The sequence below is a fragment of the Rhodococcus sp. Q1 genome (genome assembly GCF_004153645.1).
Classification (GTDB): domain Bacteria; phylum Actinomycetota; class Actinomycetes; order Mycobacteriales; family Mycobacteriaceae; genus Rhodococcus; species Rhodococcus gordoniae.
The window spans coordinates 958,802-980,983 of sequence record NZ_SDMJ01000001.1 but is presented as its reverse complement, the minus strand read 5'-3'; the positions used below and the strand labels follow the sequence as shown (position 1 = coordinate 980,983).

At 65.1% G+C, this 22,182-nt stretch carries 19 protein-coding genes; 7 read left to right on the top strand and 12 right to left on the bottom strand.

Features of this window, described 5'->3' with window-relative positions; genetic code table 11:
• Positions 1-53: 53 nt before the first annotated feature.
• The 9 genes from bsh to EQ874_RS04580 form a co-directional block, all read right to left on the bottom strand.
• The gene (bsh, locus tag EQ874_RS04620) at positions 54-1,025 is read right to left on the bottom strand and encodes a choloylglycine hydrolase (RefSeq protein ID WP_064065201.1); all 972 of its coding nucleotides are present in this window, start codon (positions 1,023-1,025) and stop codon (positions 54-56) included.
• 85 nt (positions 1,026-1,110) lie between these two features.
• Positions 1,111-2,640 carry an NAD(P)/FAD-dependent oxidoreductase gene (locus EQ874_RS04615; protein ID WP_037222037.1) on the bottom strand — a complete coding sequence of 510 codons (1,530 nt, stop codon included), beginning with the start codon at positions 2,638-2,640 and terminating at the stop codon, positions 1,111-1,113.
• Positions 2,637-3,497, bottom strand: a complete 861-nt coding sequence (locus EQ874_RS04610; RefSeq protein ID WP_129975826.1) for an alpha/beta fold hydrolase — start codon at positions 3,495-3,497, stop codon at positions 2,637-2,639. The genes EQ874_RS04615 and EQ874_RS04610 overlap by 4 nt, the downstream gene beginning before the upstream one ends.
• Positions 3,497-4,261, bottom strand: a complete 765-nt coding sequence (locus EQ874_RS04605; protein WP_016932023.1) for an aspartate/glutamate racemase family protein — start codon at positions 4,259-4,261, stop codon at positions 3,497-3,499. The genes EQ874_RS04610 and EQ874_RS04605 overlap by 1 nt, the downstream gene beginning before the upstream one ends.
• Complete coding sequence (locus tag EQ874_RS04600) at positions 4,258-5,595, bottom strand: acetylornithine deacetylase (RefSeq protein WP_242496639.1); 1,338 nt, start codon at positions 5,593-5,595, stop codon at positions 4,258-4,260. Before EQ874_RS04600 ends, EQ874_RS04605 begins: the two co-directional genes overlap by 4 nt.
• Positions 5,592-6,923: an amidase gene (locus EQ874_RS04595; protein WP_129975824.1), complete on the bottom strand. Its 1,332-nt coding sequence runs from the start codon at positions 6,921-6,923 to the stop codon at positions 5,592-5,594. Before EQ874_RS04595 ends, EQ874_RS04600 begins: the two co-directional genes overlap by 4 nt.
• Positions 6,920-7,798, bottom strand: a complete 879-nt coding sequence (locus EQ874_RS04590; RefSeq protein WP_129975822.1) for a VOC family protein — start codon at positions 7,796-7,798, stop codon at positions 6,920-6,922. The genes EQ874_RS04595 and EQ874_RS04590 overlap by 4 nt, the downstream gene beginning before the upstream one ends.
• A gap of 38 nt (positions 7,799-7,836) precedes the next feature.
• Positions 7,837-8,892, bottom strand: a complete 1,056-nt coding sequence (locus tag EQ874_RS04585; RefSeq protein WP_129975820.1) for a 2Fe-2S iron-sulfur cluster binding domain-containing protein — start codon at positions 8,890-8,892, stop codon at positions 7,837-7,839.
• 3 nt (positions 8,893-8,895) lie between these two features.
• Positions 8,896-10,089, bottom strand: coding sequence for a Rieske 2Fe-2S domain-containing protein (locus EQ874_RS04580; protein WP_026003435.1), 1,194 nt, complete (start codon positions 10,087-10,089; stop codon positions 8,896-8,898).
• Between the two features lie 262 nt (positions 10,090-10,351).
• Here EQ874_RS04580 and EQ874_RS04575 point away from each other — a divergent pair, with 262 nt between their 5' ends.
• Complete coding sequence (locus EQ874_RS04575) at positions 10,352-10,966, top strand: winged helix DNA-binding protein (RefSeq protein ID WP_064065193.1); 615 nt, start codon at positions 10,352-10,354, stop codon at positions 10,964-10,966.
• A 78-nt stretch (positions 10,967-11,044) separates the two neighbouring features.
• Here the strand turns inward: EQ874_RS04575 and EQ874_RS04570 are convergent, their stop codons facing one another.
• The gene (locus EQ874_RS04570; RefSeq protein WP_129975818.1) at positions 11,045-12,574 is read right to left on the bottom strand and encodes a sugar transferase; all 1,530 of its coding nucleotides are present in this window, start codon (positions 12,572-12,574) and stop codon (positions 11,045-11,047) included.
• 571 nt (positions 12,575-13,145) lie between these two features.
• Between EQ874_RS04570 and EQ874_RS04565 the strand changes: the two genes are divergently transcribed.
• The 3 genes from EQ874_RS04565 (at position 13,146) to EQ874_RS04555 (ending at position 17,764) form a co-directional block, all read left to right on the top strand.
• Positions 13,146-13,826, top strand: a complete 681-nt coding sequence (locus EQ874_RS04565) for a helix-turn-helix domain-containing protein (RefSeq protein ID WP_016933687.1) — start codon at positions 13,146-13,148, stop codon at positions 13,824-13,826.
• A gap of 174 nt (positions 13,827-14,000) precedes the next feature.
• A complete protein-coding gene (locus EQ874_RS04560; protein WP_129975816.1) occupies positions 14,001-16,361 on the top strand; it encodes a cytochrome P450/oxidoreductase in 2,361 nt (786 codons plus the stop codon).
• 38 nt (positions 16,362-16,399) lie between these two features.
• Positions 16,400-17,764 carry an MFS transporter gene (locus EQ874_RS04555; RefSeq protein ID WP_207213474.1) on the top strand — a complete coding sequence of 455 codons (1,365 nt, stop codon included), beginning with the start codon at positions 16,400-16,402 and terminating at the stop codon, positions 17,762-17,764.
• Between the two features lie 226 nt (positions 17,765-17,990).
• On the opposite strand, the gene EQ874_RS04550 is transcribed toward EQ874_RS04555, so the two are convergent.
• Together EQ874_RS04550 and EQ874_RS04545 are read right to left on the bottom strand one after the other, a co-directional pair.
• Entirely contained in the window at positions 17,991-18,497 is a 507-nt protein-coding gene (locus EQ874_RS04550) for a nuclear transport factor 2 family protein (RefSeq protein ID WP_129975814.1), read from the bottom strand.
• A complete protein-coding gene (locus EQ874_RS04545) occupies positions 18,494-18,979 on the bottom strand; it encodes a nuclear transport factor 2 family protein (RefSeq protein WP_064063571.1) in 486 nt (161 codons plus the stop codon). The genes EQ874_RS04550 and EQ874_RS04545 overlap by 4 nt, the downstream gene beginning before the upstream one ends.
• Positions 18,980-19,226: 247 nt before the next feature.
• Between EQ874_RS04545 and EQ874_RS04540 the strand changes: the two genes are divergently transcribed.
• The 3 genes from EQ874_RS04540 to EQ874_RS04530 all read left to right on the top strand — a co-directional run bounded on the left by EQ874_RS04540 (position 19,227) and on the right by EQ874_RS04530 (position 22,166).
• Entirely contained in the window at positions 19,227-20,399 is a 1,173-nt protein-coding gene (locus EQ874_RS04540; protein WP_064063570.1) for an acyl-CoA dehydrogenase family protein, read from the top strand.
• A gap of 26 nt (positions 20,400-20,425) precedes the next feature.
• The gene (gene bphC / locus EQ874_RS04535) at positions 20,426-21,337 is read left to right on the top strand and encodes a biphenyl-2,3-diol 1,2-dioxygenase (protein ID WP_064063569.1); all 912 of its coding nucleotides are present in this window, start codon (positions 20,426-20,428) and stop codon (positions 21,335-21,337) included.
• Between the two features lie 169 nt (positions 21,338-21,506).
• On the top strand, positions 21,507-22,166 hold the full coding sequence (locus EQ874_RS04530) for a helix-turn-helix domain-containing protein (RefSeq protein ID WP_129975812.1): 660 nt from the start codon (positions 21,507-21,509) through the stop codon (positions 22,164-22,166).
• Positions 22,167-22,182: the final 16 nt, after the last annotated feature.

Here is a 22,182-nt window from a genome sequence, read left to right as displayed (position 1 = left end):
GACGCAATACACCGAGGAATTGACCCTGTGTGCCGCCGTCAAACGTGCGGCGATCAGTTCTGCATGAGGATCTTCTGTTCCTTCAACAGCGGATAGGACGCGAGTTCGCTTCCGTCGAGATCCTCCTTGTGCATGTCCACACCGGTGATCTGGCTGTTCTCGTATGTGCGGTAGTAGTAGATGCCCTTGTCCGTATTGCAGCACGACGAGTAGATGGTGATCTCGTACTTGTCGCCGAGCCGGACACATCCTCGCTGCTGCTCGACGGATCCGAGAATGTGGAAGAACTGGCTGATCGCTTCGGATTCGGAATCGCCCGAGATCGAGTTCACCTTGGTGAAGGCGGCTTTGACGAAGCGTGACATCGAGGACAGGTCGCCCGGCAGCCCGACGGCGCCGAGGCCGCGGCTGTACACGTCGAACGGTATTTCCTTCGAGAAGTGCGGCTCGGGCGGATCGACCGACAAGTTCATGAAATTGTTGATGTTGAACAGCTGGATATCGAAGGTCGGGTTGTTGGTGAGGACCTGGATCGGATTCTCGTGGACTTTCAGGCCCTCCGCGACAGCTTCGACCGTGACGGACTCGTTCCTGTCGGAGATGATCCAGTGCAGCGGCGACGGCGGGAATTCCTCGCTGAAGGCGGTGTCGACGATCCGCACATCCGCAAGTGCGTCCCGTACCTGCGCGACGGTCTCGAACTGCCCGAGGACCCACGGAATGAACTCGAACGACGCGACGTTGGTGCCGTCCTCGGACGGCGGCTTGTAATCGGCATTGTCGGGGAAATTCAGGCCCGCCATGCTCAGACCTTCGTCGTTGGTCGCGTCGTAGTAGAGCGGATAACCGTCGGCGACGGTCGCCATGCCGATCATGGCGTGATGCGACTTCAGCGACGGCACCCTGCGGAACTCGAACGGGAAGTTTCGTGGCGTGACCGTCACCGCTTCCCGGTAGGAGTACTCGAGGTCGAGATTCCGGCCGAAGTAGTGGTCCTTGGCGGTGTAGTTGGCGGCTGTGCACATGCGGCTACCTCCGAACTGTTTCGTCCCACGATATCGGCATATCCGTGGACTCATGGCGCTTCGGCCGGTACTCATACGAGAACGATCAACGCTCCGCCGAGACTACCTCATTCTTGCCGCTCACCGAGTGCCGCCGCTTCAATTCCTGGGCGGCATGCCGGTACGAGGACGGGCGGGCAGGCAGTAGCCATTGCAGCAGGCGGGTACCGGGGCCGACATTCAGGTCGATCTCGTCGAGAACCTCGTCCACGTGCCGGAGCGAGAAGGGAATGATATTCGTGCCACGAGCCTGCTTACCCTCGGTGCGCTCGATCATCCAGTCCAGTCGTGAGCGGACGAACTCGCGGCGCTCCTCCACGGGCGGAATATCCCCGCCCAGCATGTGATTGACACTCCACAACGCCGCGGCCTCGGCGCTGAGCGGACTGAACAGCGACGACCCATAGCCGACGAAGTACAGGTTGGCCACGTCGTCGGGCAGGATCTGACGGTAGAGCAGGAAGTTGCCGTCATCATCGAACAGGCGTGCCTGCACCTCTGCCGAGAGGAACGGCACTCGCTGTACGAACCCGGTGGCGCAGACGACCACGTCCGCCGGCAGCACCGTTCCATCGTCGAGTTCGGCGACCGGCCGACCGTCCTTCTCTCTCAGAACCACGATGGATCGGCCCCGTCGCACCGAGATCGTGCCGGCCTCGACCTTCTCGTAGAAACCCTCGGTAGCGAGGCTGACCGCGTGACGCACGATCCGCTCGAACGATCCCTCCGGCACCAATCCGGTCCGATCGAGCCGTAGTTGCCGACGGGCGACCTTTTCGACAGCGCCGAGCAGACCGTTCCGGACGAACTTGCCCCGCCCGACCAGAAACCGCCCGAATCCTCGCTGCTCGATGTGCTCGAACAGCCCCTCGCTGAGACGAGTGAGCAGGATGTACTTGTAGTTGAGCACGTTTGCCAGCTTGCGCGGCATTTTCCATGTGACCTCGCGAGCCACGACCGTAGTGGACGCCGCGACCTCGCTCAGCGCCTCGGCTACGTCGCAGGATGATTTGCCGTACCCGACCACCAGCACGTCACGATTCTCCGCATCGGCGAGATCATGGAAATCCGATGCTGCACAGAGCCGGCCGCCCGCTGCCTCGTACTCGCCCTTGCCTTCGTAGGGCGGGACGAACGGATCACAGAAGATACCGTTGGCCACCACGAGGAAGTCGTACTCCCCCACTGTGAGCTCATGCGAGTCGAGGTGCCGACCGGTGACCCTCCACCGCTCGGACACCGGATCCTGATCCGCCGAGACCACTTCGGTGTTCAACCGCAACAGACGCCGAAGTCCGAAATGTTCGACATAGCCTTCGAGGTATCGCTGGACCTGCTCACCGGTAGGCCACTCGGGGTACTCGTCCGGCATCGGGAAGTCCGAGAACGCATACGTGCCCTTGTTGTTCTGCGTAGTGACACCGGGATACCGGCGCGTCACACTCCACACCCCACCGACGTCGGGTGTCCGATCATAGATGTGGACGTCGAAACCGAACTCCGACAGCAATTTCGCCGAACACAGGCCGGCTATACCCGCACCCACCACTGCAACGCTTCGTCCCCGTGCGGTCATGCCTTGTTCGCCTCCGCGGCGTCCTCGGCGAAGAACGCACTCACCAATTGCCGGAAGCGCGCGGCGTGCTCGATCTGAGTCCAGTGACCGCACTTACCGAAGACGTGCAACTGCGAGTTGGGAATCAGGCCGAACATCTTCTGCGACGCGGCGACCGGCACCACGCGGTCCTCTCGTCCGTGCAGGATGAGTACCTCGTGCTCGATGGCAGCCAGGTCCTCGTCGGGAACGATCTGCGCGTCCAGCCACCGCTGCCGAGGTGCGGGGAAGACCTGTTCGAAGGCTTCCTGTGCGCCCGGCCGGATGGTCGCCCGGTACCGCAGTTCGGCCAGTTCGTCGGTGACCAGAGACCGGTCGTAGGCCATGATGTCCATGATCTTCTTCATGTTCTCGACCGAGGGTGTGTACCCCCAGAGCGCATCGAGTTCGGGCGTGAAGTCGAACTGCACGCCACCGGCTCCCATCAGTACGATTCGGCCGAGACGTTGCGGGTGCCGAACTGCGAGGTGCAACGCGAGGCCACCACCGAACGAGTTGCCGACCACGTGCACCTTCGGGATCTCGAGTCCGTCGAGGAGAGCGAGGATCTGATCGATCCAGGTATCGAAGATCTCGAACCGGACCGGATCGGGAAGGGTGGTGTATCCGAAGCCGACAAGGTCGGGAGCGATTACTCGATGCTGCTCTGCGAGGGCGGGGATCAGTCCCCGCCAGTTGGCCCATGCCGAAACGCCGGCGCCGGAACCGTGGAGGAGCAGCACCGGAATGCCGTCTCCCTCCCCTACGTCGTGATAGTTGGTTTCGAATCCGGCGGTGCGGATGGTCTGTGCAACTTCGGGATTGACATCGACCTGCATCAGAACTCCTCGGAAGTGAAGACGGAAGCCACCGCGGCGAGCAGGTCGTCCTGCGGCCGCTCGGGAGAGGGGTATGCCTGCTTGCTGTGCGACAGGCCGGTCTGCACGAGCATCTCGCACATCTTGTAGGCCACGACACCGGGATTGAGCACCGGCACGTCGAGGACGGTGGACAGGTGGGCATGACTCCGGTGCATCGTCGTCGAGCCCAGGATGATGACGTCGGCGCCGTCCTCCGCAATCGCTGTCTTCGCCTCGCGCTCGAGTGCTGCGAAGACGAAATCCTCCTTGCCTGCCAGTAGTTCGGCGGTGTCGGGACGGACACCGATGTCACGCACGGAAGCGAGCCGGGAAGTGATGCCGTTCTCGCGAGCAGCCTTGTGGTACAACTCGTGCCACTGCGGCCACATGGTGATCACCGAGAACTTCCTGCCGAGCAGGCAGGCCAGCAGCATCGTGGCCTGACTCGGTGCGACGACCGGGATGGACAGCCTCGAGCGCAAGGCGGCGAGCGCCGAATCGCTCATCGAGTTCACACAGACCCCGACGTAACCCTGCTCTTCCGCACGACAACCCGCGTCGAGCACGAAGGCGTCCGCGAGGGTCGTCTCGTAGGCGCTGTCGAGGGCGCCGCCGCCATTGCGTGCCGAGACGAAGACGTTCTCGAACGCCGGGTGCACGAAGTCACCGGAGAGCTGGGCGGCGAAAGCGTCCAGCGCTTCCGGCGGAACCGGAACGGGGACGATGTTCAGTACGCGCTTCACAGGTCGAGTTCCTCTCGGGTACGGGTCAGGGTGTCGACGACCGCGAACGCGATCGCCCGGGTCGCCATCATCACGTCGGTCACCGAGGCGACGCCCATGCCGCCGAGACCCTCGTCGAGTTCGGCCGGGGCACTCGCCGGTGGCCAGGGGTAACCGATTCGGGCACAGGGAACTCCGAGACGACGGATAAGGGTCCCGTCGGTCTGTCCGCCCAGCAGCGGGGTGGACTCGTAGGGCCTGCCCTCGACTTCTTCCCAACCGCGTCGACAGCTCCGGATGATCCAGTTGTCGGGGTCGGTCATGCCGCCCGGCAGGGACCCGTACATCTCCCAATCCAGTTCGATGTCGGGATGCCGCGTGCGCAGGGCACGAATCATTTCGGCGAACTGGTGGCGCACCTCGCCGGGTGTGGTCCGTGGATTGACCCGCACGTCGAGATAGATCTCGGTCGCGGCGGACGGGAAGGCCGGCTTGTCCGGGTTTCCGGAGCGGACCGCCGAGATCCACCCTTCCGGCAGCGTCGACCCGGAGGTGTTGCGTGCCGTGTATTCCGGCAGCCACGCCTCGATCGCGTGGATCACCGTGGCCGCGGGCACGATCGACGACCGGAAACCCTCGGTACCGCGACTGATACCGGCGTACCCGAAGGTCCCGCGCACGGTCACCTTGAACCAGCACATCCCGGGTTCCTCCGGGTACACCGCCCACCACGGCTTCAGCACGATCGCGTGGTCGGGCATCATACCGTGGGTGAGCAGGTGGAACACACCGGAGCTCATACCGACCTGGTCGCGGTTGCTCATACTCACCGGCATCCCACCACCGGCGAACCCGATGGCCAGATCACCCAGCAACGGCAGGTCGGCGTCGACGACCGCGTGCAGCACCTCGGTCAATCCCGCCACCATGCACTTCGGATTCGATGCACCGAGCCCGATCACCAGATCACCGTCGACCTTCGCCTCCGGAATCATGTCGGGCCGCAACGACTTCCCGACCCATGGCACGTCGGCCTCGGGGTCGATATGGGTGTCTATGGGCGCGTAGAGGAGTAGTCGGCTACCGCAACCGGAACCGGGCAGCTCACCGATCGCGTTGCCGGTGTGCTCGGAGATCGGCTGGTACCGGGCACCGATACCGACCTTCTCCTGCAAGTAGTTCGCCATGTATTCGGACGCGGGACGCTCCCGACCGGTCGGACTGTGGATATTCACCAGGTCGACGAGCAGGTTCCTGAACCGGTCGGGGTTCAGTTTCGCGCAGACTTTCTCGTACATCTCCCGCCGAGCGGGGTCCAGCGTCACGGCGTCGGTGGTATCGAGAGTGTCGGTCACGGTCGGCCCCCTTCGTGGACCTCGAAACGATGCGCCAGTCCCACGCGGTCGGTCAGGCACGTCGCGATACGGACCAGCCCCTGATCGGCGTGGTGCGGCGCGACGATCTGGATGCCGAGGGGCAGACCTTCGACCCCACGTCCCGCAGGCAGACCGACGGCCGGACATCCGGCAATACTGGCAAGTTTGTTGAACACCGGGTCCCCGGTACCGGCCTCGATCGGCGGGGCCTCACCCGGCGCCGCGAGCGTGACCAGGACGTCGACCTCGGTGAACACACCTCCCACGAACGCTCGGACGTCCCGCAGCACCTGACGCGCCGACTGGATCTCGCTGGGGGTGGCGGTGCGGCCGTCGTGCAGAAAGCGATGCAACTGCTCGGAGACGCGTTCGGCGTGTGGCCGGGCGACACGCTCGGCGAGCGAGGCGGCGGCTTCCGCGGCCATGATCAGGGTGTGCGCACCGTCCAGCGCGCCCAGCGCGTCCGGGACCGGCACGTCCCGTACGTCGGCCACCACACCGCGCAGATTCTCCGCGAACTCGTCGAGCAGCGCGGCTGCGGCCGAGGTGGCCCGGTCCGCCCACGGCGGCCGGAGAATCCCTACCCGAAGTTCGTGCAACGCCGGAAGGACCGACGCCGGCGGAGTGGAGGCTCCGTCGGTCGAGAGCGACTCGTCCATCGCACCCAGCCATGCCGGATGACGAGCGAAGGCACCGACGGTGTCGAAAGTCAGCGCGACGGGAAGGACCCCGTCGAACGGCCACCGCCCGTAGGTCGGCTTCAGCGTGAACACCCCGCAGAACGAACCCGGCCGCAGCACCGACCCTGCGGTCTGGGTGCCGAGTGCGAGCGGCACCTGACCGTCCGCGACGGCAGCCGCGGACCCACTCGACGATCCGCCCGGAGTTCGACCGAGCCCGTGCGGATTCCGGGTCGCAGTAGGCCGGTAGGTAGCGAACTCCGTGGTGGTCGTCTTGCCGAGGATCACGGCGCCGTCGCGCCGGAGCCGGCGGACGACCTCCGCGTCCTGCACGGGTCGCCAACCGGACCACAGACTCGACCCGTAACCGGTCGGCTGGTCGCCGGTCTCGATGATGTCCTTGAGCCCGATGGGAATGCCGTGCAGCGGAGATCGTCGCTCTTCTCCGTCACGCGCCCGGGCCTGCTCGATCGCAAGACCGGGGTCGAGGTGCGCCCATGCCCCGACTACGTGATCACGCTTCGCGATCCGGTCCAGACAGCGCTCGACGGCAGACACACTCGGGTGCTCGTCGGCGAGGATGCCGGCGATCGGAGAGCCGGTCTCGGAACCGGTCACGGTATTCATCCGGCCTTCTGTGGCTCGTGGCCCCACCGCGACGGCGAGCGGAAGGTCTTGACCTCCCAGCTGTCGGAGTCGATCCTCTCGCCTCCGTAGCCGATCTCGATCGCGAAGCCGGACGGTGTACGCATGTAGAACGACGTGACGCCGTCGTTGGTATGTCGGCCGAAGGTCATCTGCAGTGCGATCCCCGCACCGGTGACGAGATCGTAGGCGCGGCCCACGTCGTCCAGGGATGCCACTTCGATCATCAGATGGTTGAAGTCGCCGCCTGTGAAGCTGAAGCACTCGTTCATCAAGGCCAGGCTGTGATGCCGCGGATTGCAGTGCAGGAAGGTGGCGTCCGCGCCGTCCCAGACGATGTAGTCGGTGAGATCGAAACCGAGGACTCGGGTGTAGAAGTCGACCGCGGCGGGGTAGTCCTTGCACATCAGGACCACGTGACCGAGGCCGAGTTCACCGGTGACGAACCCACTGATCACCCCTCCCCCGGCAAGCGGGGTGTGGTCGATCGTGGGCCCGAAGACCACCTCGTTCGGAAAACCGTCGGCGTCGGTGAATCGGAACGCCGCGACGGCAAGTCGCTCTTCCGGTGAGCCGGTGTCGATCCATTCGACGTCGATGCCCTCGGCCGCGACCCGCTCCGCGACATCACGGAGATCGTCGAGGTCGTCGACCTCCCAGGTGATGGCCCGGATCCGGTCCTCGTCCGCGGGGTACAACGCAATGCGGTGGTGATGGTCGTCGAGCCGGATCAGCAGCGGATCGCTGTCGTCGACTCGGGGGCGTGCCTGCAGGCCGAGCAGATCGACCAAGACCTGACGCCAGGTGTCGAGATCGGAGACATCGACACTCAGAGCGCCCAAGCGGGTGATGCTCATATCGTCCTCTGTTTCGAAAGGGGTGCCGCGGCGAGCGGCTAGCTGGGAAGGAATTGCTCGGCGTGAATGCGCTCGGCCGGCAGGCCGAGTTCGACCAGCCGGTCGTGCGCGGCGGCGAGCATCGCGGGAGGTCCACAGAGATAGGCGGTAGTACGGGGGTCACGAACGTCGTCCGCGGTGAGGACGCTGACCGGGTTTCCGGTGAGGACCCCGTCGATGGAGGTCGGCTCATCGGACACGACCCGGACGTCGAGAGTGCGCATGAAACTCTGCCGTGCACGGAGTTCGTCGAGGTGGAACAGATCCGCTTCCCTGGTACATCCGAATACCAGGCGGATCGGGGTGTCCTCGCGAGCGGTCTGCAGATTCTCGAGCATGGACAGCATCGGCGCGAGACCGGTGCCGCCGGCGATCATCAACGTGGGGCCGGATTCCTCCACGAGACCGAATGCGCCGCTGGGGCCTTCGATTTCGATCTTGTCGCCGACCACGGCACCGTTGCGGAGATAGTCCGACATCGCCCCCGACGGCAGGACCCGGATGGTGAAGGTGAGCTTCTTGCGGTCGCGCTCACCCGAGGCCATCGAGTACGAGCGCCACTCCTCGGTACCCGGCACCTGCATCCGGACGTACTGCCCCGCACGGAAGGCGAACCGGACGGATTTCGGCAATTTGAGCACGAGCTCCACCACCGACTCTCCGAGCCAGGTGATCGCCCCGACCTTGGCGGTGGCGGCGACGAGCGGGTAGTCGTCCAGCATCGAGGCCGGATAGTCGAGTTCGACTTCACTGTCCACGCACGCCACCGACTGGCACAACAGGCGCTGTCCGTCGCGGATCTCGTCCTGTCGCAAGGAGAACACTCGATCCCGAGGCATCTGGAGGTCGCCGCGAACGACCTTGCCGACGCAGGTGCCGCACGTACCGACGGTGCACTGGCTGACCAGGCGGACCCCGGCGGCCTCTGCCGCCTCGAGGACCGTCGAGCCTGCAGGCACGGTCACCGTCTTGGTGCCGTCCGCGAACGTCAGGTCCACGGTGTGGGTGACATCTGTACCGGACGTCGCGACCGCTTCGGTCGGGGTGATCGTCATGGTTCAGTCCTCGTCGAGGTACGGCGACTCGAAGAAGCCCCGGGGGTGACGAGCTGCCATCTTGCGCCACGCGATGATGGAATAATCCATGTCGCACAGCATCTCGTTGTTCCAGCCGTCGAAGCGGGTGTAGTGCTCCTCGGTGGCCTCACGCGCGAAGACGTCACTGTTGTTGAAACCTTCCAGTGCCAGCGGCAGCATGAAGTTGTCGTACTTGAAGTTGAATTCCGCGATCTCCTCGTCGGTACGGGCGCGGGTAGCGATGACCTCCCAGTACTCGTGATGATGATCGTCGATCGGGACATAGAACTCGTACTGGACGTGATCGGTGATGGGCCAGTGTTCGACCATCAGGACACCGGGAACCCACAGCGATGTGCGGAAGTAGTGCGGCACCGTGCCGCGGGCCTTCATGTTGACCTTGGGGTTGTCGAGAACCGGCTGGTACAGGTCGGGACGGTCGTAGCGGTTCATCACACCCTTGGGACCGTTCTCGATGTCGATCTCCTCGGTCGCGGAGTCGGTGAGAGCGTTGACGCCGAGAGGCAGAGCGCGGTCCAGAGCGACAAGGATCTGGTTGTCCCAGTGCACCAGCAGGTGCCCCGGGTCGAGGCCGTTCTCGGCCGCGAGGCGCCAGTTGCCGACCAGCTTGCGGTGGATCCCCCGGATCACGATGCCCTCGTCGAGTAGGTGCGGAACCGGAGAATCGTTGGGATCGTTGGTGACCGGTGCAGGAAGATCGTTGGCGAGCGGCGGAGGGGTGCCGAAATCCTCCTCACCCACGAACACGTAGATGATCCCGTTGACCTCTTCCACCGGGTAGGTCCGGATGCCGGCCTTTCCGATCAGCGAGTCGTCGGGGTTGCCGACGATCGTCGTGAGGCTTCCGTCCTCGAGTCCGTAGGTGAAGCCGTGGTACCAGCAGGTGATCGTGCCCTCGGACAGGCACATCGGTTTCGCCGAGAGCTTCACCCCGCGGTGGATGCACCGATCGGATACCGCGTAGGCCTTGCCGGCGCTGCGGCGCAACGCGATGTCATGTCCACCGATGGTGACGCCCTTGGCGCTGCCGTCCTCGAGCTCGTGGGAGAGCAGAGCGGGATACCAATGGTTGGCGAAGCCCCAGTCTGCCTGGACATATGGGGCGTACTGGCGGGTGACTCCCGCCGACGATCCGCTGTGCGAGATAGCGGTCATGGGACAACCTCCCTGGAGGTGGTGGGTGGGGTTTCGGTCGGCTCGTGGGCCGGCACGACCGCGAGGGACCCGGAAGCCGGGTTTCGGAGAAGTGTGGGGTGACACATCGCTGTGTCTGAAGCCACAGTATCGAAGTTTCATGAAACGTCAATAGAAATTCCACGAAATTTACATTGAACACATGCGCGCAATCTTGATACCGTGAACTCGCGCGGCGCCACCGCCGCGGGGCGCAAGCCCGGGCCGATCGCGGAAGACAGTGATGACCAGCGCAGACTCCGAGCCGACCAGCGATACCGCACCCCTGCCCACCGGCAGACGCTGGCATCTCGCCGAGAACGCCTACGAGGACGCGCTGACGTCCTTCGAGTTCGCGATCCTCCAAGCCGAGGGCGGCTTCCAGCGCTTCGCCATCCAGGCGATCCGAGCCGCCACAGATCTCGACCTGGCATTCAACGAGATCGTGGCGCTGCACGTCGTACGAATGCAGGAGCGGTCCAAGGACACCGCGACGATCGCCCAGCTGACCAACCGGGAGGATCTGCCGAACCTGCAGTACAACCTCCGCAAGCTCGTCAGTCTCGGCCTACTCGAACGACGGAAGGCCGGCACCTCCTCGGTCTTCACCGTCACCGAGAAGGGTCGGGCCGTCACCGACCGTTATGCCCAGCTGCGTCGCGAAACCCTGGTGTCCAACCTCGAGGAACTGAGCGACATCACGACGAAGTTGCGGCACGCGTCGCGATCGATGCAGGTACTCACCGGCTTGTACGAAGCCGCGAGCCGCGAACTCGCCACCCTCAACACCGCCGTCCTGTTCGAACCTCTCGAGAACGGGTCGCGTCCCCGGCGCTCGACGAAGCGCACTTCCGACTGAGCGACGCCGCTTCGGTCGGATGCTCATGCGAGAACGGCCCCGGAGTCGGACTCCGAGGCCGTTCTTGTAGGGCATTTCTCAGTAGGCGCCGTCGCTGGCGAGCACCGCCTTGACGGTCTTACCGATGATCAACACATCCGAGACCATCGACCAGTTCTCCACATACGACAGATCCAGCCGCACCGACTCGTCCCACGACAGATCCGACCGACCCGACACCTGCCACAACCCCGTCACCCCCGGACGCACAAGTAGCCGCCGCTGGACCCGACCGTCGTAGGCCTCCACCTCACGCCGCAACGGCGGACGCGGACCCACCACACTCATCTCCCCACAAAGAACATTGAGGAACTGCGGCAACTCGTCGATACTGAACCGCCGCATCACCTTCCCCACACGAGTAACCCGCGGATCGTCCTTCATCTTGAACAACGGACCCGCACCCTCGTTCTGCGCCAACAAGGTGTCGACCAACCTGTCCGCATCGGTGACCATCGACCGGAACTTCACCATCCCGAACGGCGTGCCGTCGAGACCGATCCGCTCGGCCCGGTAGAAGACCGGACCCCGATCCTCGAGCTTGATCAACAACGCAACCACCGCGAACACCGGCGCCAACACCACCAACGCCGCACTCGCGAACGCGAGATCGAAAATCCGCTTCCCCGACCGCTTCGCCCCGTGATAACTCGGCTTCTCCACATGGATCAGCGGCAGACCGGCCACCGGACGCATCTCGATCCGCGGACCCGCCACATCGACCACGCCCGTCGCGACCACCAGATCCGTCTCGAGCGGTTCGAGCTGCCAGACCAGATCGTGCAGACCCTCGCTGCCCAGAGTCTCCGTCGCGGTGACCACCACCGTGTCCGCCCCCGACAACTTCAATGCGTCGACCACCGAATGCTCGTCGCCGTAGACGGTGATCTCCCGGCCGTCGACATCGATCACCTCACCCGGCGCCCCCGAATAACGCGGCACACACACCCCGACCACGCGGTAACCCTCCCCGTCCTTACGGGAGAAGGTGCGCGTCATATGCCGCACCGCCCGCGCACCACCGACCACCAGCACCGACGTCTGGAACTCACCCCGAGCCCGCTTGCGCGCGATCACCTTCCGCCACAACCACCGCGAGAGCAGCAAACCGACGAGACCCACCGGCAGGGCGATGGCGAGGAACCCGCGCGCGATCTGCTCGTTGGAGATGAGCGCGATGATCGCGATCGCACCGAACATGCCGATGGTCGCGGAGACGACCCGCTGATACTCGTCGTAGCCGGCACCGATGACGCGACGCGACCGCGTACGGAAGACGCTCAACGCGCCCAGCCAGGCGACGATGATGGTCGCGGATGTCAACGAGTACTCGAATTCTGCGCCCTCCCCGGCGCGCAAGAGCTCCTCGGATCCGAACCGCACCCACTGCGCGAGCAATACGGACAGCACCACGACGAGCGCGTCCGTGACGTGGAGTCGCTTGACGTAGGCGTTCTGCCACTTCCACCGATTCACGCCGGTGCCGGGCGACGCATCCGCGGGGGCACGGTTCCGTGCACCCCGCGGAGCGTCGGACGGGTCGAGCCCTCGATCGTCGACCGTCGTCATCCCGCAGTCCTCCCCATATGTGTCTCCTCCCCGAGACAGAACTTTCCCCGAGCGAGTCCCGGCCCGGCTCTGGAACAGGACTCGTGCGAGCGTTACCCGAGCTATCACTGAGAAATAGCTGAGCGTTACGTGTGAATTGAAGTCTTGTCGCAGATCAGCGGGTAAATCCAGACCCGATGTCGGACACGCGAAAGCCTGTCGTGTCGTGTGTTCGGTTGAATCCCTTGGACTTCGGGTGCGCCTGCCCGGGCGTAGTCCGAACGGCCGGAAAACCCGAAGTGACGATAATCACTTTTGCGTAAGGTTTGCGCCCGGATTCACGAGCCGGCCGATTCCTTCTTCATCCACGCCGATCTCGTCGAGACGGAGTACGGTCGGCGAATACTGTTACTGCGAGTTTCCGAAACATCGAGCGCCTGCCCGTAGTCGGTGAAAACATCATGCGGCGCGCATCGGTGTGCACTCACCAACCGGAGACGCAGCATGTCGACGCCCGCCCACTCACGCCGATACCCGGAGATACGGTCGGGATAGGCTTCGGTATCCCCTAGTGAGAGCCCGAGGAGAACCGTTGAGCACCCTCCAGACCCTGGATCGCGGTCTACGCGCGCTGGACATCGTGTCCCAACGCCCGGGGGGAATCTCGATCGCCGAACTCGCAGCCGAGCTGGAGGTGGCTCGTGCCATCGGCTACCGGATCGTGGCGACACTGGAGGCCCATTCGCTCGTCGCGCGCATGCAGGACGGCCGGATCAGGCTGGCCGCAGGAGCAGCACTACTCGGTTCGCGATTCCGCCCCCGATTGCGCGAGGTGACGCAGCCGCTACTGCGCGACCTGGCTCGACAGACGTCGGCCACCGCATTCCTGTCGACGCTCGAGGGCGACGAGTGCGTGGTGATCGCAGTAGCAGAGCCCGATACGGGGATCCTGCGCGTGGGCTACCGAATAGGTACGCGACATCCTGTGTCGCGGGGCGCTGCGGGTATTGCGATCCTCGCCGGCCGCCCCCCATCGGATACCGACACCGAGGCGATCCGCCGGGCCCGCGAGGACGGTTTCAGCATCACGGCAGGCGAACTCGAACACGGAGCCGTCGGCGTGGCAGCCAGCGTGCGCTCCCCGCTCGACCACGAGGGCGTGGGTTTCGAATCGAGCGTCGGGGTCGTCGCGATCGAAGGACTCGACACCGATGTTGCAGCGTCGGCGGTTGTGGCGACCGCAGCACGGATCAACAGCCTGCTCGACACCTGACCGGTACCGCTCGACCGAGGACGCCCGCTGAGGCGTCCTTTTTTTGTGCTCTCGACACGGAGATCGGACCCGACGTTGACGTCGGATGTGACCACGGTTACTGTCTCCATGTGCGTTCAACGAACACATGTGTTCGTTATTAGTAAATCAGCAGTTCGTAGCTTGGAGAGCATCATGACGAGTCAGTCGACCGGCACCGTCCTCGAAACCCCTCGAACCGGCCCCGAGAGCCGTTGCCCCATCGACCACACCGCCTTCACCTCCCCGACCGGCTGCCCTGTCTCCCCGCGCGCCGCAGCGTTCGATCCCTTCACCGGGCCGTACCAGGTGGATCCGGCCGCATCTCTGCGATGGTCCCGAGACGAAGAGCCGGTCTTCTACAGTCCCGAACTCGGTTACTGGGTCGTCACGCGCTACGAAGACGTCAAAGCCGTCTTCCGCGACAACGAACTGTTCTCCCCCTCCATCGCCCTCGAGAAGATCACCCCGACCTCCGACGAAGCGAACGCTGTTCTGGCCCGATACGGCTATGCCATGAACCGCACCCTCGTCAACGAGGACGAACCGGCGCACATGCCGCGACGCCGCGCGCTGATGGAACCCTTCACCCCCGCCGCGCTCGCCCACCACGAACCGATGGTGCGCCGCTTGACCCGCGAATACGTCGATCGTTTCATCGATACCGGCCACGTCGACCTCGTCGACGAGATGCTGTGGGAGGTCCCGCTCACCGTCGCCCTGCACTTCCTCGGCGTGCCCGAGGAAGACATGGACACCCTGCGCGAGTACTCGATCGCGCACACCGTCAACACGTGGGGACGACCTGCTCCCGAGCAACAGGTCGCCGTCGCCGACGCGGTCGGCAAGTTCTGGCAGTTCGCCGGCACCGTCCTCGACAAGATGCGCAAGGATCCCGACGGGCACGGCTGGATGCCTTTCGGCATCCGCGTTCAGCAGGAACAACCGGATGTCGTCACCGACTCCTACCTGCACTCGATGATGATGGCCGGCATCGTCGCCGCGCACGAGACGACGGCCAACGCCTCCGCGAATGCCTTACGGCTACTGCTCGAGCACCGCGACGTATGGGAGGAGATCTGCGCCGACCCGAGCCTGATCCCCAACGCAGTCGAGGAATGCCTGCGTCACTCCGGATCGGTCGCCGCGTGGCGCCGCCTCGTCACTGCCGACACCACGATCAACGGGGTCGAGGTTCCGGCCGGGGCGAAGTTGCTGATCGTCAACTCGTCCGCCAATCACGACGAACGTCACTTCGATCAGGCCGATGACTTCGACATCCGGCGCGACAACGCCAGCGACCATCTCACCTTCGGTTACGGCAGCCATCAGTGCATGGGAAAGAACCTCGCACGCATGGAGATTCAGATCTTCCTCGAAGAGCTGACCCGGCGCCTGCCCCACATGGAACTGGTACCCGATCAGGAATTCACCTACCTGCCCAACACCTCCTTCCGCGGACCCGATCACGTGTGGGTTCGTTGGGATCCGGCGCGCAACCCCGAACGAGCCGATCCGGAACTGCTGTCCCGGCGACAGCCGGTGAAGATCGGCGAACCGTCGAAGAACACGATCGCACGCACGATGGCGGTGTCCGGGCTGGAGAGCATCGCCGACGACATCCTGCTGATCACCCTGCGCGACACCTCCGGGCGGCCGCTCCCGAAGTGGTCGGCGGGATCGCACATCGACGTCGACTGCGGTGCAGTATCGCGGCAGTACTCACTGTGCGGTGATCCGCACGACCGCACCACTTTCCAGGTGGCCGTCCTCCACGATCGGGAGAGTCGGGGCGGGTCGCGCTGGATCCACACGGAACTTGCCGTCGGCGCCACGCTGCGTGTACGCGGTCCCCGCAACCACTTCAAACTCGACCCCGACGCGAAGCGGTACGTCTTCGTCGCCGGCGGCATCGGCATCACCCCGGTGATCGCGATGGCCGACCAGGTCAAGGCCGCCGGCGGCGACTACGAGATCCACTACGCCGGACGCTCGCGTACCTCGATGGCGTTCCTCGACCGGCTCGCCCGCGACCACGGCGAGAGTGTCCGGGTCTATCCCGGCGACGAAGGCGTCCGAATGGATCTTCCTTCGCTCTTCGCCGACCCGGAAGACGGCACACAGGTGTACTCGTGCGGTCCCGAACGTCTGCTCTCCGCACTGAGCGAGGCCACCGCCCATTGGCCCGACGACACCCTGCACGTCGAGCACTTCTCCTCCACGCTCGAAGAACTCGACCCGTCCAAGGAACACGGCTTCGACGTAGTGCTGAAGGATTCCGGCATCACCGTCCCGGTCGCCGCCGATCAGACAGTGCTCCAGGCACTTCGAGCCGCCAACATCGACGCGCAGAGCGATTGCGAGGAAGGCATCTGCGGTGCGTGCGAGGTACCTGTCCTCGACGGCGAGGTCGACCATCGCGACCTGGTCCTCACCAAGGCCGAGCGCGCAGCCGGGAAAACCATGATGACCTGCTGCTCCCGCGCATGCGGCGACAAGCTGACCCTCCAGCTGTGACACACAGCAGCCCCCGAAACTGATCCGAAAGGCACGACATGACCACCATCGAGCAGTCGGGTACGCCGTCGGTTCCACCGGATTCCGGCACACCGACCACCAGAACCCCCTTCAAGCGGGTTCTGGCCGGCAGCATGGCCGGCGCCGTCCTCGAGTGGTACGACTTCGCGATCTACGGCATCCTTGCCGCGACCGTCCTCGGCCCTCTGTTCTTCCCCAGCGGCAACGCCGTAGCGTCCTTGCTGATGGCACTCGCCACACAAGGACTCGGGTTCGTCGCCCGGCCCCTCGGCGGCATCGTCTTCGGTCATCTCGGTGACAAGTTCGGGCGCAAACCCATCCTGGTGGCGACGTTCCTCATGCTCGGCGGTGCCACCGCTGCGATCGGCTTGCTGCCGACCTACGGCCAGATCGGTATCTGGGCCACCGTCGCCCTCGTGGTCCTGCGCATGATCCAGGGCTTCGCTCTCGGTGGTGAGTTCGGCGCTGCGGTGATCCTCGTCAGCGAATACGGCGAACCCAAGCGTCGCGGCTTCTGGGCGGCATGGCCCCAGTCCGGGGCTCCGGCCGGCACCGTCCTGGCCACGGTCACGGTCGGCATCCTCGCGATCGTCTTCCCCGGAGACGCATTCGACGAATGGGGTTGGCGCGTGGCCTTCCTCCTCGCCGTCCCTCTTCTCGTCATCGGGTTCCTGATCCGTCGGGGTGTCGAAGAATCGCCGGTCTATCAGGCCGCGCAGGCGAAGGCCGAATCGGCTGGGGAACAGGCGGCGCCCAAGGAGTCGTCCAGCATCATCGAAGCCCTGCGTAAGCCCCGTCCTCTGCTCCACGGCCTCGGCATGCGTCTGGGCGAGAACATCGCGTTCTACGTCTACACGATCTTCGTCATCGCATACGCCACGACCTATTTCGACTACACCCGCGGCGCGATCGTCACCACCGTCGCCTTCGCGTCGGTCTGCCAGTTCCTCGGAATGATCGGTGGCGGATGGTGGTCCGACCGGGTGGGACGCAAGATCGCCATGCTCGTCCCGGCCGTCTCGCTCATCATCTGGGCACCGATCTTCTTCTCCCTGGTGCACACCGAGAACATGACCGCACTCGGTGTCGGTGTCTGCGTGGGCGCACTGCTGCACGGCATGCTCGCCGGCCCCGAAGCCGCATGGATCACCGAGTTGTTCCCCACCAAGTACCGCTTCGCCGGTTCGTCGCTGGTGTTCCAGGGCTCGTCGATCATCGCCGGGGCTCCTGCCCCGTTCATCGCGGTGTGGCTGGTCGACCGCTTCAGTGCCACCGCAGTCATCGTCTACCTGGTGATCACCATGTCGATCACGGTGATCGCCGTGGCCACCAGTCGCGAGACCAAGGGTGTCGATCTCGACAAGCTCGAGAACCTCTACTGAGAACACGTCGACTCGAACCCCACCGAGGCCGTCTCCGGCACCGGTGGGGTTCGGCTGTTGCGCAACAACTTCGCGCGGTGAAGCGGGGCTCGCCCGGCGTGTTGCAGGGGCGAACCCCGTTTCAGCGCGTCAGTATGGGGGGTCGGATGCCCGCGGAGGCGAGCACGATGTCGAACCGGGCATCAGCCCAGGAGCGGTCCCCGAGATCGCGTCCGTCCGGCGTCGTTCAGAGTCGCTTCAGGAAGCTGAAGAAACCGGGGGTGTGCACCTCGCGCAGGCGGGTGAGCTTGCGGTAGGAGATCAGCCAGACGCCGTCGACCTTGCGGTATTCCTCGTGGTAGTGGCCCCACCCGTGCAGCGATTCCTCGACGCCGTCGTTGTCCCACCACAGCTGATCCTCCATCGCCCAGATACCGCGGGCGGTGGTGTCGGATTCGAGGACGATCTCCGGGCAGTGGCCGTGATGGGCCGAGGTGACCGACACCGGACCGTCGAGGAGGTTGCTGATGGCACGGGTCAGTGCCTCGCGACCCACCACGCGACCGGCTTCCTCACCGGTGCGGGGCTGCTTGTCGCTGGGCAGTCCACCCCACGTTTCGCTCACCACGTCCTCGGTGTGCAGGGTCGGGTACAGATCCCATTGCTTGGTGTCCATCACCCGCAGGCGAGCCGAGAAGAGCTGCTGGATCTCGTGAATTGCCAGAAGTTGTTCGGCAGCAGACAGTTCGATCACCGGGAAGCCCTCGCGAGAAGCTCGCGCGCCTCGGCACTGCCATTGAGCACGCGGGCGATGCGAAGCTTGATCTTCCAGCGTCCGTCGATGCGCGCGAGCTCGAAGCGGTTGGCCGTCACCCGCCACACGCGGAACGAATCGGCATCGACGTTACGTCGCAACAACAGCGAATGGCAGGTCGCGACGGCGGTGTCGCCGTCGACGCGGATGTGGACCGGGTCGAGCAGGTGACCGCATCCTTCGTTGATGTAGTCCTGATGAGGCCGGGTGCGGACCATCTCGGTGATGGCGTCGCGACCCTCCATCACCCGGACGTCGACGTCGTAGACCGCATCCTCCGCCCACAACTCCCCCACGGCGTCGGCGTCGCCGGCGTCCACGGCCGGGCCGTAGGCGGTGAGTACCTCGTGGATGGCGGCCTTGTCCTCGAGGAGCTGCACGCGCTCGACGAGCGAAGCCACCAGGTCTGCAGTGTCGGTCATGAGGATCCTTCCGGAGCGACGGTCAGCTGCGACGGCAGCACGCTGCCGTCTCGCGCCTGTCTACCGGGTCTCCCATCGAGACCGCCCGGAACGTCCCGCTCAACGGAAAAACCGGTGCGCGCTCATAGTGCGGCTGGGACCGTTCGGAATGTCACACCTGCACAGCGCAGATCGCTCCGTTCCGCGGGGCACCCCTCCCACGCAGTCCCGGCTCGTCAGCAGCCGATTCCCAGGAAGAGTCACCGTCATGGGTCAGGTATTGGACAGGATCATGCAGCACGCGGAGGAGATCCGCGCCGAAGGCGTCGTCGGCGACGAGCAGATGCGACTGTCGGACATCTCCGCGAAGCACCTGCGCGATTCCGGCATCGTCCGCATGTTGCAGCCGAAGCAGTTCGGCGGCATGGAAGTTCATCCTCGCGAATTCGCCGAGACCGTCATGGCCGTCGGCGCACTCGACGGTGCGACCGGCTGGGTGTCGGGCATCGTCGGCGTACACCCGTGGGAGCTCACCTTCTTCGACCCCAAGGCCCAGGAAGAGGTCTGGGGCGAGGACAACGACATGTGGATGGCGTCGCCGTACGCCCCCATGGGGGTCGCGGTGCCCGTCGACGGCGGGTACATCCTCAACGGCCGCTGGTCGTTCTCGTCGGGCACCGACCACTGCGGCTGGGTCATGATCGGTGCTGCCGTGGGCGACAAGGACGGCAACCGCACCGACAAGGTCCTGCACGTGCTGCTCCCCCGCTCCGACTACGACATCGACGCGGACAGCTGGAACGTCATCGGCCTACGCGGCACGGGCTCGAAGGACCTGATCGTCAAGGACGCCTTCCTCCCCGAATACCGCACGCTCGACGCCGACATCGTCCTGAGCGGCAACGGCTGGCGGCATGCGGGTCGCGACGAGACGCTGTACAAGTTCCCGTTCTCGTACATCTTCCCGCTGGGCATCACCTCGTCGCTGATCGGCATGACCGAGGGTGCGCTGGCCTGCTACGTCGCCGCGCAGAAGGAGCGCGTGCAGGTCACCGGCGTCCCGATCAAGGAGGACCCCTACGTCCTGTTCGCGATCAGCGAGGCCGCCTCCGAGATCTCCGCGTCGCGGCTCGCGTTGCTCGAGACCGTCGACCGGTTCTGGGACAAGACCGACCGCGGTGAGGAGATCAGCTTCGAGGAGCGCGCCATCGGGCGTCGCACCCAGATCTCGGCCGCGTGGCGCGCCGTGCGGGCGATGGACGAGATCTTCGCGCGCGCCGGCGGTGCGGCGGTGCACCTGAAGACGCCGATGCAGCGTTTCTGGCGCGACGCGCATGTCGGCCTGACCCACGCCATCCACGTGCCCGGAATGATCTACCACTCCGCGGCCCTCACGCAGCTCGGTGGCGACCCGCAGGGTCCCTACCGCGCAATGATCTGATCCCCCTTCACTTTCGAGGACACGACATGACTGAACTGAGAGGTCTGGGATACCTTCGCGTCCAGACCCAGGATGTACCCCGTTGGCGCGCACTGCTCCTCGACGGACTCGGTATGGCCGAGGGTTCGGGCCCGGAACCGGACGGCTTCTATGCCCGCGTCGACGAGCGCCGCTCGCGCATCCAGGTGCTGCCCGGCGAGTCCGACAAGGCGCTGGCCGTGGGCTGGGAGGTGCGTGACGAGTTCGCGCTCCAGCGGGTGCGGGAGGCCGTCGAGAAGTCGGGTCGCGCCGTCGAGGTGCTCTCGCACAAGGAAGCGACGTACATCGACGCCGAGGCCGCGATCGCGTTCGAGGATCCGGCCGGAACCCGGCTCGAGGTGTTCTTCGGTCCGGTGCTCGACCACAGCCCGATCGTGACGCCGTTCGGCGGGCGCTGGGTGACCGGCGGCCTGGGCCTCGGCCACGTGGTGCTGCCCACGGCGAACTTCGCCGAGACGTACGAGTTCTACACGCAGGTGCTGGGTTTCCTGCCGCGCGGATCGATCCGTCTCGACGAGGACGGTCTCGTGCGGGTGCGTTTCCTCGGCATCAACGAGCGTCACCACAGTCTCGCTCTGTGCCCGGCTCCGCCGAACGAGGAGCCCGGCATGGTGCACCTGATGACCGAGGTCGACACCCTCGACGCGGTCGGCCAGGCGCTCGATCGCGTGAACCGGCTGGACTTCTCGATTTCGTCGACGCTCGGCCGGCACACCAACGACAAGATGGTCTCGTTCTACGTCCGGGCACCCGGCGGTTGGGATCTCGAGTTCGGCACCGAGGGCATGCTCGTCGACGAGCGCTTCTACACGTCCGAGGAGATCACCGCGGATGCGTACTGGGGCCACGATCAGTCGGGTTCCGAGCCGCTGAAGGCGTTCCTGCCGCCGACCGCCTGACATCGGACCGTTCCACCCCGTTCGAGAAATGCACCGCGACGCTGGTCGCGGTGCATTTTTCGTTTCTTCCTGGAATTCGTTCTTCCCTGGAGCGCCGTGCACCGCTACAGTCGTAGGCATTCATTGATCGATCGATCAATCAACGCCGAATCACGCCTCGGAGAAGACCATGTCCGAAGTTCTCGACAACCCCTCGTCCGTCATGGCCCGCGTCGGCCTGCTGCTCGAACCGTTCCGCGACGCCGACGGACTGACCCTCACCGAACTGTGCCGACGCACGGGCTTTCCCCGCTCGTCGGCACATCGCATGCTTCTCCAGCTCGTGCGGGTCGGATGGATGCGACGCACCGGCACCACCTACCGTCTGGGCCCGAAGATCGTCGAACTCGGTGCTCTCGCGCAGGCCCACGATCGCATCCACAGCGCCGCACTGCCTGCCATGTACGACCTGCACCGCGAGACCGGACTGGTCGTCCACCTGACGGTTCTCGACGGCGATCAGGTCGTCTACCTGGAGAAGGTGAGCGGAATCCGGGTGGCGGACAGTTCGTGGGCCGGCCAACGGCGACCCGCCGAGGAAACCGTCGCGGGGTTGGCGCTGCTGGCCCGCCGCGACGGAACGCACCCCCAGGCCGGGAGCGGATGCTCACTCGCCGACGGGATTGTGCACGGCGGCACCTGCTTCCGCCACATGGTGGCGACGTTCGCGGCCGGAGACGGGGAGATCGCCGCACTGTCGCTGGCCGGCCCCACCGAGGCGATCCCCGAGGACGCGGCCCGCAGGCTCCGCCGCGCGACCGATCGTCTCGAAGTGACACTGGCCACGTAAGCCCTCCTCCTGTTAC

What these genes read in the sequence shown, in the direction of transcription:
- EQ874_RS04610 (WP_129975826.1), bottom strand. Translation starts at nt 3,497, where the DNA reads ATGCAGGTCGATGTCAATCCCGAAGTTGCACAGACCATCCGCACCGCC.
- EQ874_RS04555 (WP_207213474.1), top strand. Translation starts at nt 16,400, where the DNA reads ATGACCACCATCGAGCAGTCGGGTACGCCGTCGGTTCCACCGGATTCC.
- EQ874_RS04560 (WP_129975816.1), top strand. Translation starts at nt 14,001, where the DNA reads ATGACGAGTCAGTCGACCGGCACCGTCCTCGAAACCCCTCGAACCGGC.
- EQ874_RS04580 (WP_026003435.1), bottom strand. Translation starts at nt 10,089, where the DNA reads ATGACCGCTATCTCGCACAGCGGATCGTCGGCGGGAGTCACCCGCCAG.
- EQ874_RS04540 (WP_064063570.1), top strand. Translation starts at nt 19,227, where the DNA reads ATGGGTCAGGTATTGGACAGGATCATGCAGCACGCGGAGGAGATCCGC.
- bphC (WP_064063569.1), top strand. Translation starts at nt 20,426, where the DNA reads ATGACTGAACTGAGAGGTCTGGGATACCTTCGCGTCCAGACCCAGGAT.
- EQ874_RS04545 (WP_064063571.1), bottom strand. Translation starts at nt 18,979, where the DNA reads ATGACCGACACTGCAGACCTGGTGGCTTCGCTCGTCGAGCGCGTGCAG.
- EQ874_RS04595 (WP_129975824.1), bottom strand. Translation starts at nt 6,923, where the DNA reads ATGAATACCGTGACCGGTTCCGAGACCGGCTCTCCGATCGCCGGCATC.
- EQ874_RS04575 (WP_064065193.1), top strand. Translation starts at nt 10,352, where the DNA reads ATGACCAGCGCAGACTCCGAGCCGACCAGCGATACCGCACCCCTGCCC.
- EQ874_RS04530 (WP_129975812.1), top strand. Translation starts at nt 21,507, where the DNA reads ATGTCCGAAGTTCTCGACAACCCCTCGTCCGTCATGGCCCGCGTCGGC.
- EQ874_RS04590 (WP_129975822.1), bottom strand. Translation starts at nt 7,798, where the DNA reads ATGAGCATCACCCGCTTGGGCGCTCTGAGTGTCGATGTCTCCGATCTC.
- EQ874_RS04615 (WP_037222037.1), bottom strand. Translation starts at nt 2,640, where the DNA reads ATGACCGCACGGGGACGAAGCGTTGCAGTGGTGGGTGCGGGTATAGCC.
- bsh (WP_064065201.1), bottom strand. Translation starts at nt 1,025, where the DNA reads ATGTGCACAGCCGCCAACTACACCGCCAAGGACCACTACTTCGGCCGG.
- EQ874_RS04585 (WP_129975820.1), bottom strand. Translation starts at nt 8,892, where the DNA reads ATGACGATCACCCCGACCGAAGCGGTCGCGACGTCCGGTACAGATGTC.
- EQ874_RS04570 (WP_129975818.1), bottom strand. Translation starts at nt 12,574, where the DNA reads ATGACGACGGTCGACGATCGAGGGCTCGACCCGTCCGACGCTCCGCGG.